Origin of the sequence: Micromonospora sp. WMMD712 (assembly GCF_029581295.1) — a bacterium.
Lineage (GTDB): Bacteria > Actinomycetota > Actinomycetes > Mycobacteriales > Micromonosporaceae > Micromonospora > Micromonospora carbonacea.
In genome coordinates this window covers 6,837,732-6,854,762 of sequence record NZ_CP120743.1, presented here as the reverse complement: position 1 = coordinate 6,854,762, position 17,031 = coordinate 6,837,732, and the positions used below count along the sequence as shown (strand labels likewise).

Genomic DNA, 17,031 nt, shown 5'->3' with positions numbered 1-17,031 from the left:
TCTGCGCGAGTGCGGTGCTGCCTAGCGCTGGAGGGTCAGCACACCCGGCCGCCACGGCAGCAGGTTGTAGTCGGTGTTCGCGTTGGGGTCCTTGCCCTGGTACAGCAACTGCAGGTTGCAGGCGTCGACGGTCTTGGTCTGGTCGGGGTTGGTGCGGACCAGGTCACCGTGGCTGATGTCGTTGGTCCACGTCGCGCCGCTGTTGGCCTTGCCGGCGAAGGGGTTGCTCTCGCTGGCGGCCTGCGGGGTCCACGAGCCGCTCAGGCTGTTGGACGTGAACGACCGGAAGTAGCGCTGCCCCTGGCTCCCGATCGCCTCGACGATCATGAGGTACTGGTTCTGTCCGGCCACCTTGTAGACCTCGACGCCCTCGAACAGGTTGTTCGTCGAGTCGGTCATGATCGTCGTGTAGCTGGAGCCGAAGCTGCCCGGGAAGTTCCCGATCGGCATGATCTGGCGGTAGATCTTGCCGTTGTCCCCGGCGAAGAACAGGTACATGTTCTGGTCGTCGCCGATGAGGGTCTGGTCGATCACGCCGTACGGGGCGTCCGGGAGGGTGGCGGTGGACAGCGTCTGCGCGGAGGACCAGCCGTTGGCGTTCGTCGGGTCGCTCGACGTCTTGTAGCTGAACGAGGTCGGTCCCCACTGGTACGCCAGCACCCAGACGTTCTTCGGGGCGAAGTACAGCAGCGTGGGCGCCACGGTGCCCTGGCTCATCCCGTTCTGGCTGGCCGAGGCCATGTCGGACCAGTTGGTGAACGTGCTGAAGTTCATCGAGCTGTACTGGCCGCTGCTGTTGACGTACGAGCCGTAGACCAGGTGCTTGCCGTTGTAGACGACGTTGGTGAAGTCCTTGAGCGAGACCCAGCCGTTCTTCGGGCTCGTCAGCGCGCCGGTCGACGACCACCGGTAGGTCGACGGGAGCGCGCAGCCGCCCGTCGGCGGCGGCGTGGTGGTCGGCGGGGGCGGCGTGGTGGTCGGCGGGGTCGACGTGGGCGGCGTGCCACCACCGAAGTCGGTCCGCCACTGCTGGTTGGCCTGCCCGTGGCAGTCGTAGAGCTGGACCTGCTGCCCGTTGCCGGTGCCCCACACGTCGAGGCAGCGGCCGGACTGGACGCCGGAGATGGTGCCGTTGGAGTTGACGTTCCACTGCTGGTTCGGCCCGCTGTTGCAGTCCCAGATGATGATCCCGGTGCCGTTCGCGGTGGCCGCGCCGTTGGCGTCCAGGCACTTGGTGCCGTAGACCATCAACTGCTTGCTCGCGGTGTACGTCCACTGCTGGTTGGTCTGGCCGTGGCAGTCGTAGAGCTGCACCCGGGTGCCGTTGGTCTGGGTGGAGTTCGGCACGTCGATGCACCGGCCCGACTGCACGCCGACGATCCGGCCGGCGCCGCCGCTCGGCGGCGGGGTCGTGGTGGGCGGGGGCGTGGTGGGCGGGCCCGTGGTCGGCCCGGAGGTCGGGGGCGCCGCGTTGAGGGCGTTGAGGACCGAGGTGTACGCGGCCTTCTTGTTGCCCCCGCCGTCGAACAGCAGCGGGTTCTCGTTGGACCGCCAGGAGTCGCTGTCACGGACGCCCCAGACGGTGATGCCGATGCAACGGGGCACGTTCAGACACGCCTGGGTCAGCCCGGCGTACTGGGTGGTCGAGGCGTTGGTGACGTCGACCTCGGTCAACGCCACGTCCACGCCCAGCGCCGCGAAGCTCGACAACGTGGTCTGGAAGTTGCTCGGCAGCGAGCTGCCGCCGGTGAAGTGGGTCTGCAAACCGACGCAGTCGATCGGCACGCCCCGGGACTTGAAGTCCTGGATCATCCGGTAGACGCCCTGCGTCTTGCCGTAGCTCCAGTTCTCGATGTTGTAGTCGTTGTAGCACAGCTTCACCGACGGATCGGCCGCCCGGGCGGTGCGGAACGCCACCTCGATCCAGTCGTTGCCGGTGCCCTGAAGATTCGACTGGCGACGGCTGCCGTCCTCGTTGAACGCCTCGTTGACCACGTCCCACGCGGCAAGCTTGCCCTTGTAGTGGGCCATCACACCGTTGATGTGGTTGATCATGGCCGAGCGCAGCGCACTGCCACTCATCCGCTCCATCCACGACGGCTGCTGAGCGTGCCAGGCCAGGGTGTGCCCCCGCACCTTCAGCCCACGCTGGGTCGCCCAGTTGTAGATCTGATCCCCGGCCGAGAAGTTGAACTGACCCTGGTTCGGCTCCGTCGCGTCCGGCTTCATCTCGTTCTCGGCCGTGATCATGTTGAACTCACGCCCGGCGATCGTGCTGTACGTGGAGTCGTTCAACCGGCCCCCGGCGATGGCCGTGCCGAAGTAGCGACCCGACTGCGCCGCGGCCGCGCCGAGCGTGGACGCGGCGGCGTTCGCCGCCGGCATCACCACCGCGACGGCGGCCACCGTCACGGTGCTGAGCGCACCGGCGAGCAGCGCTCGGACGGCGGGCGATCGCCGTCGCCGACTCCCGCCGCGATAGAGGGATGGGCTCGTTGCCATCGTGGCCTCCTTACTGGCCAACACCCAGGCCGTCAGGGCGCGACGACTGGGCGTCCACGTCTAAATATTCAACTCTGTCGATGTTTCCACTACTCACCGGTTCAGACAATGGTGTTTCAGAAACATTTCGGAAAAGTTTTGGGCCGGGCGGGACGTGGCCGGTCACCGGGTGCGGTGCCGGCCACGTCCCGCCCGGCGGTCAGGAGACGGTGCAGGCGGAACCGTTCAGGGTGAAGGCGACCGGCTTCGCGGTGCTGCCGGTGTGGGTGCCGTTGAAGCCGAAGCTCGTCGCCGCCCCCGCCGCGATCGTCCCGTTGTAGGACAGGTTCGAGGCGGTCACCGCGGTGCCGGTCTGGGTCACGTTCGCCGACCACGCCTGCCCGACCTTCTGCCCGGCGCTCGGGAACGCGAACGCCAGCGTCCAGCCGTTGATCGCCGTGGTGCCGGTGTTGGTGACAGTGATGTTCGCGGTGAACCCGGTGTCCCAGGTGTTCGCCGTCCAGGTCACCGCGCAGCCGCCACCGGCCGGCGGGGCCGTGGTGGTCACCGTGACGCCGGGCGAGGCGGGCGAGACGTTGCCGGCCGCGTCCACCGCGACCACCGTGAAGGTGTAGGTGGTGGAGGCGGTCAGCCCGGTCACCGCCAGCGTGGTGCCGGCGGTGGAGCCGACCAGGACGTTGCCGCCCCGGTAGACGCGGTAGCTGACGACCCCGACGGCGTCGGTGGCCGGGCCCCAGGTCAGGGACAGGCCGGTCGCGCCGACCGCGGAGGCGGTGGGCGTGCCGGGTGCGGTCGGCGGGGTGGTGTCCGGCGCCGGGCCGGCCGGCGTGGTGACGGTCAGCGCCGCCGACGCCGCCGAGCGGTTGCCCGCGCCGTCGAGCGCCCGCACGGTGAACTGGTACGTCCGCTCCGGGGCCAGCCCGGTCACGGCCAGGGTGGTCCCCGTCGAGGCGGTGACGACCGGGTCGGCGCCGGCCGAGGTGCGGGTCACCTCGTACCCGGCCAGGCCGCTGCCGCCGGTGTCGGTGGAGGCGGCCCAGGTGAGCGTGAGCCCGCTCGACGTGACGGCGGACGCGACAGGCGTGCCGGGCACGCTCGGCGCGGCGGTGTCCGGGGTGGCCGGTCCCGGCTCCTCGCCCCACACGCGCACGCCGCCGGAGTAGAGCGGCACCTTCTTGTTCGGCCCGGCCGTGGCCTGGTACGACGGGTCGTTGGTCGGGTCCCAGGTGCCGCCCTCCGGCACACCGATCTTGAACTGCACCTCCATCCGGTGCTGCGACTGCCCGGCGGGGGCGATGGTGTAACCGGTGCAGTCGACCTCGACGTACCAGATGTCGCCGCTGAGCTGCTTGGCCGCCGACGGCGACGGGCAGCCCTGGGTGTAGCCGGGGGTGACCTGGACGGCGGTGCTGCCCTCGGGGCGGAAGTAGTAGCGGAACTTCCCGTTGGTCAGCGCGCGGGCCGGGAACGCGGACTTGTTGTAGACGATGGCCTTGAGGCCGGTGGCGCGGGTCTCGGCCTGCATCACCGTGGTCTCCACGGTGAGCTCGTCGATGTCCGGCGTCTCGGCAGTGGGGAAGCCGGCGAGCGGGGTGCCGCCGTACTCGGCGGAGAGCCGGGCCAGGGCGGAGGTGAAGCCGGCGTTGTAGTCGGTGGCGACCTCGTTCATCACGTAGTCGGACCGGCTGTCGGTGTAGGCGTCGTTGGCCGCCGACGGGCCGCCGACGAGCGCGCCGTAGAGCACGTGCCGGGTCTCGGTGGGCACGGTCTGGCTGTCCCACCAGGAGCCGTGCGCCGTGCGGTGGTGCGGGTTCTTCGGGGCGTTGGCCCCGAAGCCGATCTGGTAGCTGGACTTGCGCGGGTTGTCGCCGAGCGCGTAGTTGATCTGCCGGACGGCGAAGTCGTGGTAGCGGGTCTTGCGGGTGGCGTCGGTGGTCTTGTCGCTGTAGACCAGCGCGGCGAACGCGGTGTTGGACGCGTAGCGCAGCGCGCCCCACGAGTCGAGCACCGCCATCCCGCCCGGCGAGTAGGTCACCTTCGCGCCGTTGACGCCCACGGTCCAGTAGTCGAGCCACCGGTTGGCGTCGTCGACGTACTTCTGCTTGCCGGTCAGGTTGGCCAGCAGCACGTACGCGCCGAACTGCTTGTTGTCCCAGGCGATCGTCCACTTGTAGGACCGGGTGGTGGACTGCGGCTCGGTGCCGAGCTTGTCGTACTCGCTCTCGGCCTTGGTGAGGTAGGCGGCGTCGCCGGTGGCGCGGTAGAGCCAGATCGCACCCCAGACCAGCTCGTCCTGCCACCCGCTCCACGACTTGTAGAAGCTCGTCGCGTCGGTGATGCACTCGTGGTAGCTCTTGCGCACCGTGTCGGCGAACGTGTAGAGCTGCTTGGCGTGGGTCAGCAGCTTGTCGGCGTACGCGGCGTCGGTGGGCCGGAACACCATCGACGACGCGGCCATCGCCGCCGCCGTCTCCCCCGCCAGGTCCGCGCCGCCACAGCTTGAATCGATCTTGTACGCGGGACGCGCCATCGGCATCACCTCGGCCGGGCCCCACCACTTGTGGTCGTCGTCGCCCTTGCCGACCTGTCCGTAGAGGACGTTCGGGGCGGGGTGCGCCTTGACGAAGTAGTCGTTGACGAAGCGCAGGTTGTTGAGCAGGTGGGTGAGCTGCCCGGAGGCGACGTACCCGTCGCGGTACTCGACCGCGCCCCAGGCGAGCATGGTGGCGCTGAACGCCATCGGGAAGCCGAACTTGACGTGGTCGCCGGCGTCGTACCAGCCGCCGGTGAGGTCCACCCCGACGTCGGCCCCGTCGGTGAGCGCCGAGTCCCCGCGCCAGGAGACCCGGTTCCAGGCCGGCTTCCTGCCGGACTGCTGCGCCTCGTAGAAGAACAGCGACTTCTGCAACGCCTCGGCGTAGTTGAAGGCGGGCGCGGCGGCGACGGGCGCGGCCTGTGGCGCGACGACGCCCATGGCGAGGCCGCTGGCCAGGGCGGCGCCGGCGGCGAGCAGGCGGCGCAGCCAGGGGCGGCCGCGCGACGGCCGGTTCGGGTGACGCATCTGCGAGCTCCTGACGGATGGCGCCCGGCGGCCCCGACCGGACGCGGGACGGCGTCTGAGGGGTCGGGGCCGGCGGAGGCGGGTGGTGGGGGTCTCCGAGGAGGCGCGGGAGCGCTCCCATGGATGCCCGACAATGTATCCAGCGGATTGCACGCTTGGGAAGACCCCGCTACCGCGAGCCTGCACCCGCCCGCCGGCCGGATCCGGGCGTCGCGCCGCCCGCAACCGTTACGCCGACACGCCGCCCGCCGGCGGTAATCCCCTCCCGGCAGGGGGGATTGGGCGCGGCGTCCGCCCAGCTCAGGCCATTCACCCGATGCCACGCCGGAACGCGCCGAGGCGATCATGTGGCGTCCCCTCGACTCCCCCTCTCGGAGGAAACCTCATGTCACAGCGTCGGCGCGTGGCGCGCGCGGCCTTCTCCGCGACCGCCGCCACCGCCTGCCTCGCCCTCGCCACCCCGGCGTGGGCGTCGTCCACCATCGGCCTCAAGTCGGCCCACCATGGCAAGAAGGCGGGCTACTTCACCCAGCAGTGCGACGACGAGCGCTTCGCGAACCTGCCGGACGACCACGACGGCTGGCACTTCGTCCTGCCCGGCAAGAACAGCGGCAGCTTCGAGACCCTGACGCTGACCTTCTCCGACGGCACGAACGACGTCACGGTGAACATCCCGGACGGCGCGGACGCGTACCCGGACTCCTTCTACTCCACCGGAGGCAAGGACCCCCGGCAGATCCACGCCTACCTGTTCACCCCGGCCGGGTGGAAGCTGGTCGACGGGTCCGCCACGATCAGCGGGACCGGCGACGACTTCAACGTGAGCCACACCTGCAAGGGCACGGTCCCCAAGCCCACCCCCACCCCCACCCCGACGCCGTCGGTCTCGGAGTCGCCGGAACCGTCGGAGTCCCCGTCGGCGTCGGAGTCCCCGGAGCCCTCGGAGTCCCCGTCGACCTCGGAGTCGCCCACCCCGTCGGACTCGGCGTCGCCGACGACCTCACCGTCGGGCGGGACCGGCGGGGGCAGTGACCTGCCGCTGACCGGCGTGGCCGTCACCGGCATGGCGCTCACCGGCGTCGCGCTGATCGGCGGCGGCGTCGCCCTGATGACGCTGCGCCGGCGCCGGGACCGCATCACCTTCACGGGCTGATCCCGAGCGGGCCCGCCCGCACCCCCTCGGGCAGGCGCCCGCGACCGGCCGCCGGACCTCCGTCCGGCGGCCGGTCTGCGGGGTAAGGAAGGGCCCCCTGTTAACGCATTCGGTAGAGCAGGGGCCCCCTGTTAACACCCGGCACGGCGGTACGGTCACCGGAACGCCCTGGGCTGCGTACGCCGGCCGACCGCGCGCCCGCTGATCAGCCGCCGGCCGGACTTGGGGGCGGTTGCGGCACGGGGTCAGCGGCGGCGCAGCTGGGCCGGCACCACCCCGGCCGGGGCTCCGGTCACCGCGAGGCTGACGGTGACCAGGGTGCCGTCCCGCTCCGTCACCGTCGGCCGGGCCAGCCGGCGCACGGTGCGCAGCATCGGCGTGTTCTCCGCCTGGACGTGCAGCACCAGCGCCGCCAGACCGGCCCGCTCGGCGTGCCGGACCAGCCGGCGCAGCAGGGCCGTGCCGATCCCCCGCCGCTGCCAGTCGTCGCGCACCAGCAGCGCCACCTCGGCCTCGTCGCCCTCGACGAGCAGGTTCGCCATCGCGACGACCGGTTCCGCCGCCCCGCCGGAACCGACCGCCGCACCGCCCGGACCCGCTGCCCCGCCGGAGCCGGTAACCGCCCCGGCCGAACCATCCAGCGCCCCGGCGAAACCGTCCACCGCCCCGCCGGGGCCGGCAACCGCCCCGGCGAAGCCGTCCAGCGCCCCGCCCGGGGCCGACGTCGGCCAACCCGGGCCGGTCACCGCCGCGCCCGCCGGATCGGCCACCGCCGCGACGAGGGTCAGGCCCTGGGCCGGCTCCAGCAGCCGGCCGAGCCGGGCCGCCGCGGGCTGCGCCGCCCCGCCGAGGTAGCGGCGGTGCAGGGTGCCCGCCGAGCAGGCCCGGTGCAGGTCCACCACGGCGGTGAGGTCGCCGGCGGTCGCCGGGCGGACGACCGCCTCCGCGCCGTCGGGCAGGACGAGGGTGACCTGGTCTGCCTCCCGCCGGCCCACGGTCGCCGCCAGCTCGGCGAGCGCCTGGGCGCGGGCGTATTCGGCCGGGGTGAAGCTCGGCGCGGTCCGGCGCAGCTCGTACGACCCGCCGGTGGGGTCGGGCAGGGTCATCGTCGTGCCGGTGATGCCCCCCGCGACGGCGGCGGGCCGCCAGGTGACCTCGTCGGCGCCGAGCAGCGTGCGCAGCGCCTCCCCCGCCGCGTCGGGGTCGCGGACCAGCCGGGTGGCCAGGCCGAGCACCCGGGTGGGCTGGTCGGCGAGGCCGCGCGCCTCGCTGCGCGCCACCCAGCAGTCCCGGCCCCGGCCCCGTTCCACGGCCGCGATCAGCTCCGCCTCGTCGAGGGTGTCCGGCGCGTCGACGAGGAAGTCGTCGACCGCGCCGACCTCGGTGGTGTGCACCTGCACGGTGAGGATGTTGACCCCGCGCAACGCAAGGCTCGCCGTGAGGACCGACAGGTAGCCCGGCCGGTCGTCCACGGTGGCTCGGATCCGCCACAGCGCCATGGTTGTCTCCCTTCACCCGCCTACGACGATGCCGGCCGGCTGTTGCGGGCCCGTTGCCCGGTGGTGACGGCGCGGGAACCGTGCGCATGACCATCACCACAGGTGGTGACCCTGGCCACGCCCTGTCGGCACCGGGCGGGCGAACGACAGTGCGGACCCGGCCGCATCGGCCGGGCCCGCACTGGTGCCGCCGGGCGGGCCCCGCACCGGGGCCCGACTCCGGCCGACGGGCCCCGCACCGGGGCCCGACAGTCTCAGCCGCCGGCCACCACCGGCGGCGCGCCCACCAGGTCCAGCCGGTCACCGAGGATCACCGCGCTGGCCCGGACCAGCTGGGCGAGCCGGTCCACCTCGGTGGAGTGGAACGCGGCGGGGCTCAGCGCCTCGGTCTGGTCGCGGGACACCACCAGAACCAGGCCGGCCCGACCGAACGGCGCGATCGCGTAGTGGGTGCCGTCGGCCCCGGTCAGCGCGCGGGCCCGCAACGGGGTGATCTCGGGCAGGCTGGGCGGGACCGGCACCCGCCAGCTCGCCTGCGCCACCGTGGCCTCGCCGCCCCCGCCGCCGGTGCGCGAGGCCCAGTCCAGCGGGACCACCGCCGCCACCGACCAGTCCGCGGCGAGCAGCCCCGGCACCGCGTCGACCAGCGTGGCCAGGCCGTCGGCCGGGTTGCCGGCGACCTGGGCGAGCAGCTCGGCGTCCTGCCCGGTGGTCGTCGGCGCGCCGATCGCCCGCCACACGCCGTCGACCCGCACGCCGGGGATGGCGGCCAGGCCGGCCAGCAGCCGCTCGACCCGGGAGGCGCCCGGCCACACCACGGTGAAGTCGTCGACCGCCCGCCCGCCGAGCCGTTCCAGGACGACGACCTGGACGATGTCGGCACCGGAGACGCCGAGTGTGCGGGCCACCTGGCCGAGGGTGCCGGGACGGTCCGGCAGGGTCACCCGAACTCTCAGCAACATGATCGTCCCTCCGCTCGGCAGGCCGGCGCAGGGCGGCCGGCAGGCTGGGCACCAGCCTGCCCGTTGACCATTTCGTCCCTGTTGCCGCGCCGTGTCCCAGGGGAAAATCCCACCTTGACAAGGTGCGTGAGCTGCCATCAACTAGTCGGATGACCGATCCGGCCGTCGTCGACCCGCGCACCGGCCCCGGTGCGGACGCGGACGCCCCGAAAGGTCTGGATCTCGACCGGCTCGCCGCCCACCTGGCCGTGCACCGCCCCGAGCTGGCCGCCCCGCCGCTGCGGGCCCGGCTCATCGCCGGCGGCAAGTCCAACCTGACGTACGCCCTGCGGGCCGGCGCGGGGGCGACCCGGCGGGAGGTCGTGCTGCGCCGGCCGCCGTTGGGCCACGTGCTCGCCACCGCGCACGACATGGCCCGGGAGCACCGGGTCATCTCGGCGCTCGCCCCGACCGCGGTGCCGGTCCCGGCGGCGCTGCTGCTCTGCCCGGACACCGACGTGATCGGCGCGCCGTTCTACCTGATGGAGAAGGTCGACGGCGAGGTGTTCCGCAGCCGGTCGCAGACCGACGCGCTGACCGCCGGGCAGCGCCGCGGCCTGGCCATGGCGATGATGGACACCCTCGCCGACCTGCACGCGGTCGACCCGGCCGCCGTCGGGCTGGCCGACTTCGGCCGCCCCGAGGGCTTCCTGGGCCGGCAGGTGCGGCGCTGGGCCGGCCAGCTCGACCAGTCCCGCAGCCGCCCGCTGCCCGGCATCGACGAGCTGCGCGACGCGCTCGCCGGCTCGGTGCCCGAGGGGGCGAACGCCGGCCGGATCGTGCACGGCGACTACCGGCTGGACAACCTGCTCGCCACGGTCGACGCCGGCCCCGCCACCGCCGGCCGCCCCGCCACTGCCGACGGCCCGGCTGGCACCGGGGGCACGGTGGTGGTGCGGGCGGTGCTGGACTGGGAGATGGCCACCCTCGGCGATCCGCTGGCCGACCTCGGGCTCCTGCTGACGTACTGGGACGTGCTCGGCGACAGCGACGTCGCCGCCGGCAACCCCGTCGCCGACGGGCTCGGCCCGCGCGCCGGATTCCCCGCCGGGCGCGAGCTGATCGAGCGGTACGCCGGGCGCGGCGACGTCGACGTCGGCCCGCTGCACTGGCATATCGCCCTCGGCTGCTTCAAGCTCGCGGTGATCTGCGAGGGGATCCACTACCGGCACACCCTCGGGCAGACGCTCGGCGGTGGTTTCGACCGGATCGGCGACATGGTCGCGCCGCTTGTCGAGCACGGTCTGCGCGCAGTCAGGGAGCAGTGATGGACTTCCAGTTCGACGCCCGCACCGAGAAGCTGCGCGCGCGCCTCGGCACGTTCCTCGAGGAGTGCGTCCACCCGGCGGAGGCGGTGCACGCCGAGCAGGTCGCGGCGGCCGGCGACCCGTGGGCCCGCTCCCCCGTGCTGGAGGAGTTGAAGGCCGAGGCGCGGCGGCGCGGCCTGTGGAACCTCTTCCTGCCCGACCCCCGCTACGGCGCGGGCCTGACCAACCTCCAGTACGCGCCGCTGGCGGAGCTGACCGGGCGCAGCCCGCACCTGGCCCCGGAGGCGGTCAACTGCGCCGCACCGGACACCGGCAACATGGAGCTGCTCGCCGAGTTCGGCTCCGAGGCGCAGCGGGACCGCTGGCTCAAGCCGCTGCTGGAGGGGGAGATCCGCTCGGCGTTCTGCATGACCGAGCCGGAGGTCGCCTCCTCCGACGCCACCAACATCGCCACCCGGATCGTCCGCGACGGCGACTCCTACGTGATCGACGGACGCAAGTGGTGGTCGTCCGGGGCGATGGACCCGCGCTGCGAGATCTTCATCGTGATGGGCAAGACCGACCCCGGCGCCGACCGGCACCGCCAGCAGAGCATGGTCCTGGTCCCCCGGGACACGCCGGGCGTGACGGTGCGGCGCGGCCTGACGGTCTTCGGCTACAGCGACGCCCCGCACGGCGGCCACGCGGAGATCGACTTCACGGGCGTCCGGGTGCCGGCGGAGAACCTGGTCGGCGCGGAGGGGGCGGGCTTCGCCATCGCCCAGGCCCGCCTCGGCCCGGGGCGCATCCACCACTGCATGCGGCTGGTGGGCATGGCCGAGCGGGCCCTGGAACTGCTCTGCCGCCGGGCCAACCAGCGGATCGCGTTCGGCCGCCCCCTCGCCGAGCAGGGCGTGGTGCGGGAGTGGATCGCCGAGTCCCGGGTCCGTATCGAGCAGGCCCGGCTGCTGGTGCTCAAGACCGCCTGGCTGATGGACACCGTCGGCAACAAGGGCGCGCACACCGAGATCCAGGCCATCAAGATCGCCACCCCGGCGATGGCGGAGTGGGTGATCGACAAGGCCATCCAGGGGTACGGCGGCGCGGGCGTCAGCCAGGACACCCCGCTCGCCGGGCTCTGGGCCCAGGCCCGCACCCTGCGCCTCGCCGACGGCCCGGACGAGGTCCACCGGTCGTCGCTGGCCAAGCGGGAGCTGCGCCGCTGGGCCTGACCGGGCGCGTCGGCGCGGGGTCGGTCAGACCGACACCAGGTCGAGCCAGGCGATGTTGTTGTTGTAGCGGACGTTGGTCCCGATGTCGGTGCTCATGAACAGCAACGGGTCGGTCAGCGAATCCCAGATGGCCAGCAGGGAGAAGTGCCCCGGGCCGGGCACCGCAGGCCACTCGGCCCGCACCGTCGTCACGCCCGGAGGAACGATGAGGACCCGCGAGGTGACCGGCACCCAGGCCAGCGGCCAGGACAGGCTGCCTCCCGGGGTCGTCCGGTAGAACCGCAGCGTCCCGCTGTCGGTGCCCGACCCGTACGGCCCGGGGTTACGCAGCTTGACGAAGATGTAGCTGGTCGAGCCGGCGACCGGGAACGTGCTGGTCGCGCACTCCACCGACGTCGGGCAGACCTTGATGTCCGGGCTGGCCCAGAGTGGGCTGCTCGAGTGCGGCTGGATGCCGACGTCGGAGACGGTGTCCCGCATCCACACGTCGGTGACCGTCATGCTCCGGGCGGGCTTCGCGGCCGATGTGGCACCTGCCGCCGGGCCGGCGACTGCGGCGGTGGCGGTGGCGCCGGTCAGCAGGCCGGCGAGCGCCGGGCCGGCGCACAGGGCCAGGGCCAGGCGGCGGACGCGGCTTCCGAGGGTTGCCATGGCGGGATCTCCCATCGACGGTGACGCCGACACGGAGCCTCCCCGCGCCGGCATGGTCCTGCTGACAGGAGCCGGCGCGGGGCGCGGTGATACCGGCCGACGAACCGGGAACTCCCAGATGACGCCAGGCCGGATCAATCAGACAACGCGCCCGCCGCCGGAGCGCGGGACGCGCTCAGGCGGAGGCGCGGCGGACCATGTGGGTGTCGAGGAGGATGTGGTTGGTCGGGATGTCCTCGCCCCGGATCCGGGACACCAGCAGGTGGGCCATCTGCCGGCCCATCTCCTCGACCGGCTGGAAGATGGTGGTCAGGGGCGGCTCGGCCTGCCGGGCCACCGGCGCGTCGTCGAAGCCGATCACCGCCACGTCGTCCGGCACCCGCCGGCCGGCCTCGCGCAGCGTCCGCAGCGCGCCGAAGGCCATCAGGTCGGAGGCGACGAAGACCGCGTCGAGATCCGGGCAGACCTCCAGCAACCGGCGCATGCAGGCCGCCCCGCTGCCCTCGCTGAAGTCGCCGTACGCGATGAGATCGGGGTTGAGGCCGGCCCCGGTGGCCTGGACGGCCTCCCGGTAGCCGGTCAACCGGGCCAGGCCGGCGCCCATGTCCTGGGTCCCGGCGATGGTGGCGATGCGCCGCCGCCCCCGGGCGAACAGGTATTCCACCGCGTGCCGGGCGCCGCCGACGTTGTCGACGTCGACGTAGTAGGCGGGCTGCGCGCCCGGCTGGAGCATCCGGGCCGGCCGGCCGCCCAGCACGGTCGGCAGGCCCCGCTCTTCCAGCAGGGTGGGCAGCGGGTCGGAGTCGTGCAGCGACAGCAGCAGGACGCCGTCGACGTGCTGGTTGGTGAGGTGGTGCTCGACGCGTTCCCGCTCCACCGGCGACTGGGCCATGGCCAGCCAGAGCTGCATCGGGGTCTCCAGCAGGCCCGAGCTGATCCCCCGGACGATGCCGGCGAAGAACGGCTCGGTGAAGACCCGGTCCCCGGACTCGGAGACGACCAGCGCCACCGAGTCGGTCCGCTGGGTCACCAGGGCCCGGGCGGCGCGGTTCGGCACGTACCCCAGCTCGGCGATGGCCTGTTGCACGGCCGCCCGCGCCTCCGGGCTCACCTGGGGTGAGCCGTTGACCACCCGGGAAACGGTGCCGCGCCCGACGCCGGCGCGCGCGGCGACCGCGTCAAGGGTCGGGCGCCCGAGCGACCGGGTGCGCTGCGTTGTCATCGTCTGCTCCTCCGACATTGGTGGCCCGGTGCGCCCCCGGGTTGGGGGACGGGCACCGGGACCACCCGTCACTCGCTGGCCGTGTGCCCTATTGTGCGGCCAGACCGTTGCGTCGGATCACCTCGGCGTACCACCTGGCGCTGGACTTGGGGATGCGGACCTGGCTGTCGTAGTCGACGTACACCATGCCGAAACGCTTGGTGTAACCCCAGGCCCACTCGAAATTATCCATCAGCGACCACGCGAAGTAGCCCCGCAGGGGCACCCCTGCACCGATCGCCGCGTGTGCCGCCCGCAGGTGCGAGTCGAAGTAGGCCAACCGGTCGGTGTCGTCGACCTGACCGTCGACCACGGCGTCGACGAAAGCGGAACCGTTTTCGGTCACGTAGAGCGGAAGGTCCGTGTAGTCGCGGTGGACCCGCTCCAGGGTCTCGACGAGCCCGGGGGCGTCGATCTCCCAGTCCATGTCGGTCACCGGGACACCCCGGGTGACGAACCGGACGTCCTCGCTGCCCGGCCAGCACGTCGGCGCCCGCCAGTACGCCTCCGGCTGCTCGCCCTCGACCGGGGCGGCCACCACGTGCCGGCTGTAGTAGTTGATCCCGACCAGGTCCAGCGGCGTCGAGATGATCTTCAGGTCGCCGTCGCGCACGTGCCCGAAGTCCGTCACCGACGCCAGGTCGGCGCGGAGGTCCGCCGGGTACGACCCGCGCAGCACCGGGTCGAGGAAGAACCGGTTGGCCAGCGCGTCGATCCGCCGGGCGGCGTCCGCGTCGGCCGGCGAGCCGGTGGCCGGGCTCACCGGGTACAGGTTGACGGTGATGCCGAGCTGGGCGTCGGGCCGGGACGCCCGCAGCGCCTGGACCGCCAGGCCGTGCCCGAGCATCAGGTGGTGCCCGGCCCGGACCGCGTCCGCCCCGTCGGTACGTCCCGGCGCGTGCGCGCCCGAGCCGTACCCCAGGAACGCCGAGCACCACGGCTCGTTCAGCGTCGTCCAGTAGCGCACCCGGTCGCCGAGCGCGTCCACGACGAGCTGGGCGTAGTCGGCGAACCGGCCGGCGGTGTCCCGGACCGGCCAGCCGCCGGCGTCCTCCAGCGGCTGCGGCAGGTCCCAGTGGTAGAGGGTCAGCCACGGCTCGATGCCGTGGCCCAGCAGCTCGTCGACCAGCCGCCGGTAGAAGTCCAGGCCCTCGGCGTTGGCCGCGCCCGACCCGCCCGGCTGCACGCGCGGCCAGGACACCGAGAACCGGTAGGACTTCAGGCCCAGCTCCGCCATGAGGCGCACGTCGTCGGGCATCCGGTGGAAGTGGTCGCAGGCCACGTCGCCGGTGTGCCCGCCGACGGTCCGCCCCTCCGTGTGGCTGAAGGTGTCCCAGATCGAGGGGGTGCGGCCGCCCGCCGTGGCCGCGCCCTCGATCTGGTACGCCGCGGTCGCCGCGCCCCACAGGAAGCCCGGCGGGAAGGTGAGGGCCGCGCCCTGGTCGAGGACGCCGACGGCGGGTGGACGGGTCGGATCGCTCACGACTTGACGGCACCTTCCATGATCCCGCCGATGATCTGGCGGCCGAACAGGACGAACACGACGAACAGCGGCAACGTGGCGACCAGGGTGCCCGCGAAGATCTGCGAGTTGTCGGCGAAGTAGGCCGTGTTGAGGCTGCGCAGCGAGATCTGCACGGTCGGGTTGGCCGGGTCGGCGAGCACCACGAAGGGCCAGAAGAACTGGTTCCACTGCTCCATGAAGGTGAGCAGGCCCAGCACCGCCGCCGCCGGCCGCAGCGCGGGAACGACGACGTGCCAGTAGACGCGCCAGGTGGAGCAGCCGTCCACCCGGGCCGCCTCGATCAGCTCGTTGGGCACGGCCTGCTCGGCGTACTGGCGCATCATGAAGATGCCGAAGCCGCCGATGAGGAACGGCACGGTGACCGACGGCATGGTGTTCAGCCACTCGAGCTTGGCCATCAGGATGTAGAGCGGCAGCACGCCGAGCTGGATCGGGACCATCATCGAGGCGAGGATGATCAGCAGCATCGCGTTCTTGCCGCGGAAGCGCAGCTTGGCGAACGCGAAACCGGCCAGCGAGCCGAAGAAGACGGTGGCGACGGTGATCGTCCCGGAGACCAGGAACGAGTTCATCAGCCCCTTGACGATGTTGGCGTCGCCGTTCTCCAGCACCCGCTGGATGTTCTCGCCGAGCTTGCCACCGGGCAGGAACGGCGGCGGCCAGGAGTTGGCCGCGTCGTTCGTCCGGGACGCGATGACGATCATCCAGTAGAACGGGAACAGCGAGAGGATCACGCCGAGGACCAGGCCGACCCAGGTCAGCGGGGTCGCCTTCCAGATCCGGTCGGCCTTGTGCGCGTCACGCGGCGGCCTGCCGGCCGGGCGCGCGGGTGGGCGGAGCGTCGTGGTCGTCATCTGGCGCAACCCTCACTTGTCGGAACTGATGCGGCGGGCGAGCAGGTAGTTCACCAGCGACACCAGCGCGATGAGCAGGAACAGCACGAGGGCGACCGCACCGGCGTACCCCCAGCGGAACCGCGTGTTCATCACGTCGAGCAGGTACATGGTGATGGTCTGGAACTGCCCCTCCGAGCCGCCGGAGAGCGCCCCCGCGCCGCTGGTGAACATCAGCGGCTCGGTGAAGAGCTGGAGCCCGCCGATGGTCGAGACGATCAGCGTGAAGATGATCGTCGGGCGGAGCTGCGGGATGGTGATCGACCAGAACTGCCGACGCCGCGACGCGCCGTCCAGCGCCGCCGCCTCGTACATGTCCTTGCTGATCGACTGCATGGCGGCCAGGTAGATCAGGGCGTTGTAGCCCACCCAGCGCCAGTCGACCATGGTGGAGATGGCGAACCAGGAGGCGAAGCGGTTCGCCCGCCAGTCGATCGGCTCCATGCCGACCAGGTCGAGCAGCCAGTTGGCGAGGCCGAACTCCTTGGCGTAGATCATCGAGAAGATCAGCGCCACCACGGCGGTGGAGGTGATGATCGGCATCGCGATGGCCATCCGGAAGAAGGTCTGCGCCCGCAGCTTCCGGTTCAGCGCGTTGGCCAGCACCAGCGCCAGCATCAGCTGCGGCACGGTGGAGAGCAGGAAGATGCCGAACGTGTTGACGACCGCGTTCCAGAACTGCGGGTCGTTGGTCAGCAGCTCGACGAAGTTGTCCAGGCCGACGAAGCTGATGGTGGCGTTCAGCGGCGACCGGTCGGTGAGCGCGATCCAGACCGTGTAGACGATCGGGTACGCGCTGAAGACCGCGAAGATCACGAAGAACGGCAGGACGTACAGGTACGGGGAGAACTTCAGGTCCAGCTTGGTGAAAGAGGCCGGGCGGCGGTGCGCGGCACGGGCGGGGCGGTCGGGTTCACCGCCCCCACCGGGGGGCGCTGCGGTGTGGAGGTCCAGGCTCATCGACGGTCCTTCTCGTCGGTCGGCGCGACCCGTCCGCGCGGGCGGC

At 72.2% G+C, this 17,031-nt stretch carries 12 protein-coding genes; 3 read left to right on the top strand and 9 right to left on the bottom strand.

The window, feature by feature from the left end:
* Positions 1 to 21 precede the first annotated feature (21 nt).
* Together O7633_RS29650 and O7633_RS29645 are read right to left on the bottom strand one after the other, a co-directional pair.
* Positions 22 to 2,502: a non-reducing end alpha-L-arabinofuranosidase family hydrolase gene (locus tag O7633_RS29650; RefSeq protein ID WP_282324736.1), complete on the bottom strand. Its 2,481-nt coding sequence runs from the start codon at positions 2,500 to 2,502 to the stop codon at positions 22 to 24.
* A gap of 199 nt (positions 2,503 to 2,701) precedes the next feature.
* Positions 2,702 to 5,563 carry a glycoside hydrolase family 9 protein gene (locus tag O7633_RS29645; RefSeq protein ID WP_282324735.1) on the bottom strand — a complete coding sequence of 954 codons (2,862 nt, stop codon included), beginning with the start codon at positions 5,561 to 5,563 and terminating at the stop codon, positions 2,702 to 2,704.
* A gap of 385 nt (positions 5,564 to 5,948) precedes the next feature.
* Here O7633_RS29645 and O7633_RS29640 point away from each other — a divergent pair, with 385 nt between their 5' ends.
* Positions 5,949 to 6,716 (top strand): LPXTG cell wall anchor domain-containing protein, encoded by a 768-nt coding sequence (locus tag O7633_RS29640; RefSeq protein WP_282324734.1) that lies wholly within the window; start codon positions 5,949 to 5,951, stop codon positions 6,714 to 6,716.
* 245 nt (positions 6,717 to 6,961) lie between these two features.
* On the opposite strand, the gene O7633_RS29635 is transcribed toward O7633_RS29640, so the two are convergent.
* Positions 6,962 to 8,215, bottom strand: a complete 1,254-nt coding sequence (locus O7633_RS29635; protein ID WP_282324733.1) for a GNAT family N-acetyltransferase — start codon at positions 8,213 to 8,215, stop codon at positions 6,962 to 6,964.
* Between the two features lie 254 nt (positions 8,216 to 8,469).
* Positions 8,470 to 9,177, bottom strand: a complete 708-nt coding sequence (locus tag O7633_RS29630) for an amino acid-binding protein (RefSeq protein WP_282324732.1) — start codon at positions 9,175 to 9,177, stop codon at positions 8,470 to 8,472.
* A gap of 149 nt (positions 9,178 to 9,326) precedes the next feature.
* Between O7633_RS29630 and O7633_RS29625 the strand changes: the two genes are divergently transcribed.
* Both O7633_RS29625 and O7633_RS29620 read left to right on the top strand, forming a co-directional pair.
* On the top strand, positions 9,327 to 10,484 hold the full coding sequence (locus O7633_RS29625) for a phosphotransferase family protein (protein WP_282324731.1): 1,158 nt from the start codon (positions 9,327 to 9,329) through the stop codon (positions 10,482 to 10,484).
* The gene (locus tag O7633_RS29620) at positions 10,484 to 11,695 is read left to right on the top strand and encodes an acyl-CoA dehydrogenase family protein (RefSeq protein WP_282324730.1); all 1,212 of its coding nucleotides are present in this window, start codon (positions 10,484 to 10,486) and stop codon (positions 11,693 to 11,695) included. The genes O7633_RS29625 and O7633_RS29620 overlap by 1 nt, the downstream gene beginning before the upstream one ends.
* A 24-nt stretch (positions 11,696 to 11,719) precedes the next feature.
* Here O7633_RS29620 and O7633_RS29615 read toward each other — a convergent pair whose 3' ends face one another.
* The 5 genes from O7633_RS29615 to O7633_RS29595 form a co-directional block, all read right to left on the bottom strand.
* The gene (locus tag O7633_RS29615) at positions 11,720 to 12,346 is read right to left on the bottom strand and encodes a hypothetical protein (RefSeq protein ID WP_282324729.1); all 627 of its coding nucleotides are present in this window, start codon (positions 12,344 to 12,346) and stop codon (positions 11,720 to 11,722) included.
* Positions 12,347 to 12,521: 175 nt separating this feature from the next.
* Positions 12,522 to 13,568, bottom strand: a complete 1,047-nt coding sequence (locus tag O7633_RS29610) for a LacI family DNA-binding transcriptional regulator (protein WP_074479427.1) — start codon at positions 13,566 to 13,568, stop codon at positions 12,522 to 12,524.
* An 88-nt stretch (positions 13,569 to 13,656) separates the two neighbouring features.
* Positions 13,657 to 15,090 carry a GH1 family beta-glucosidase gene (locus O7633_RS29605; RefSeq protein ID WP_282324728.1) on the bottom strand — a complete coding sequence of 478 codons (1,434 nt, stop codon included), beginning with the start codon at positions 15,088 to 15,090 and terminating at the stop codon, positions 13,657 to 13,659.
* The gene (locus tag O7633_RS29600; RefSeq protein ID WP_278133286.1) at positions 15,087 to 15,986 is read right to left on the bottom strand and encodes a carbohydrate ABC transporter permease; all 900 of its coding nucleotides are present in this window, start codon (positions 15,984 to 15,986) and stop codon (positions 15,087 to 15,089) included. The genes O7633_RS29605 and O7633_RS29600 overlap by 4 nt, the downstream gene beginning before the upstream one ends.
* A 12-nt stretch (positions 15,987 to 15,998) precedes the next feature.
* Positions 15,999 to 16,985 (bottom strand): sugar ABC transporter permease, encoded by a 987-nt coding sequence (locus tag O7633_RS29595; RefSeq protein ID WP_278133284.1) that lies wholly within the window; start codon positions 16,983 to 16,985, stop codon positions 15,999 to 16,001.
* Positions 16,986 to 17,031 lie beyond the last annotated feature (46 nt).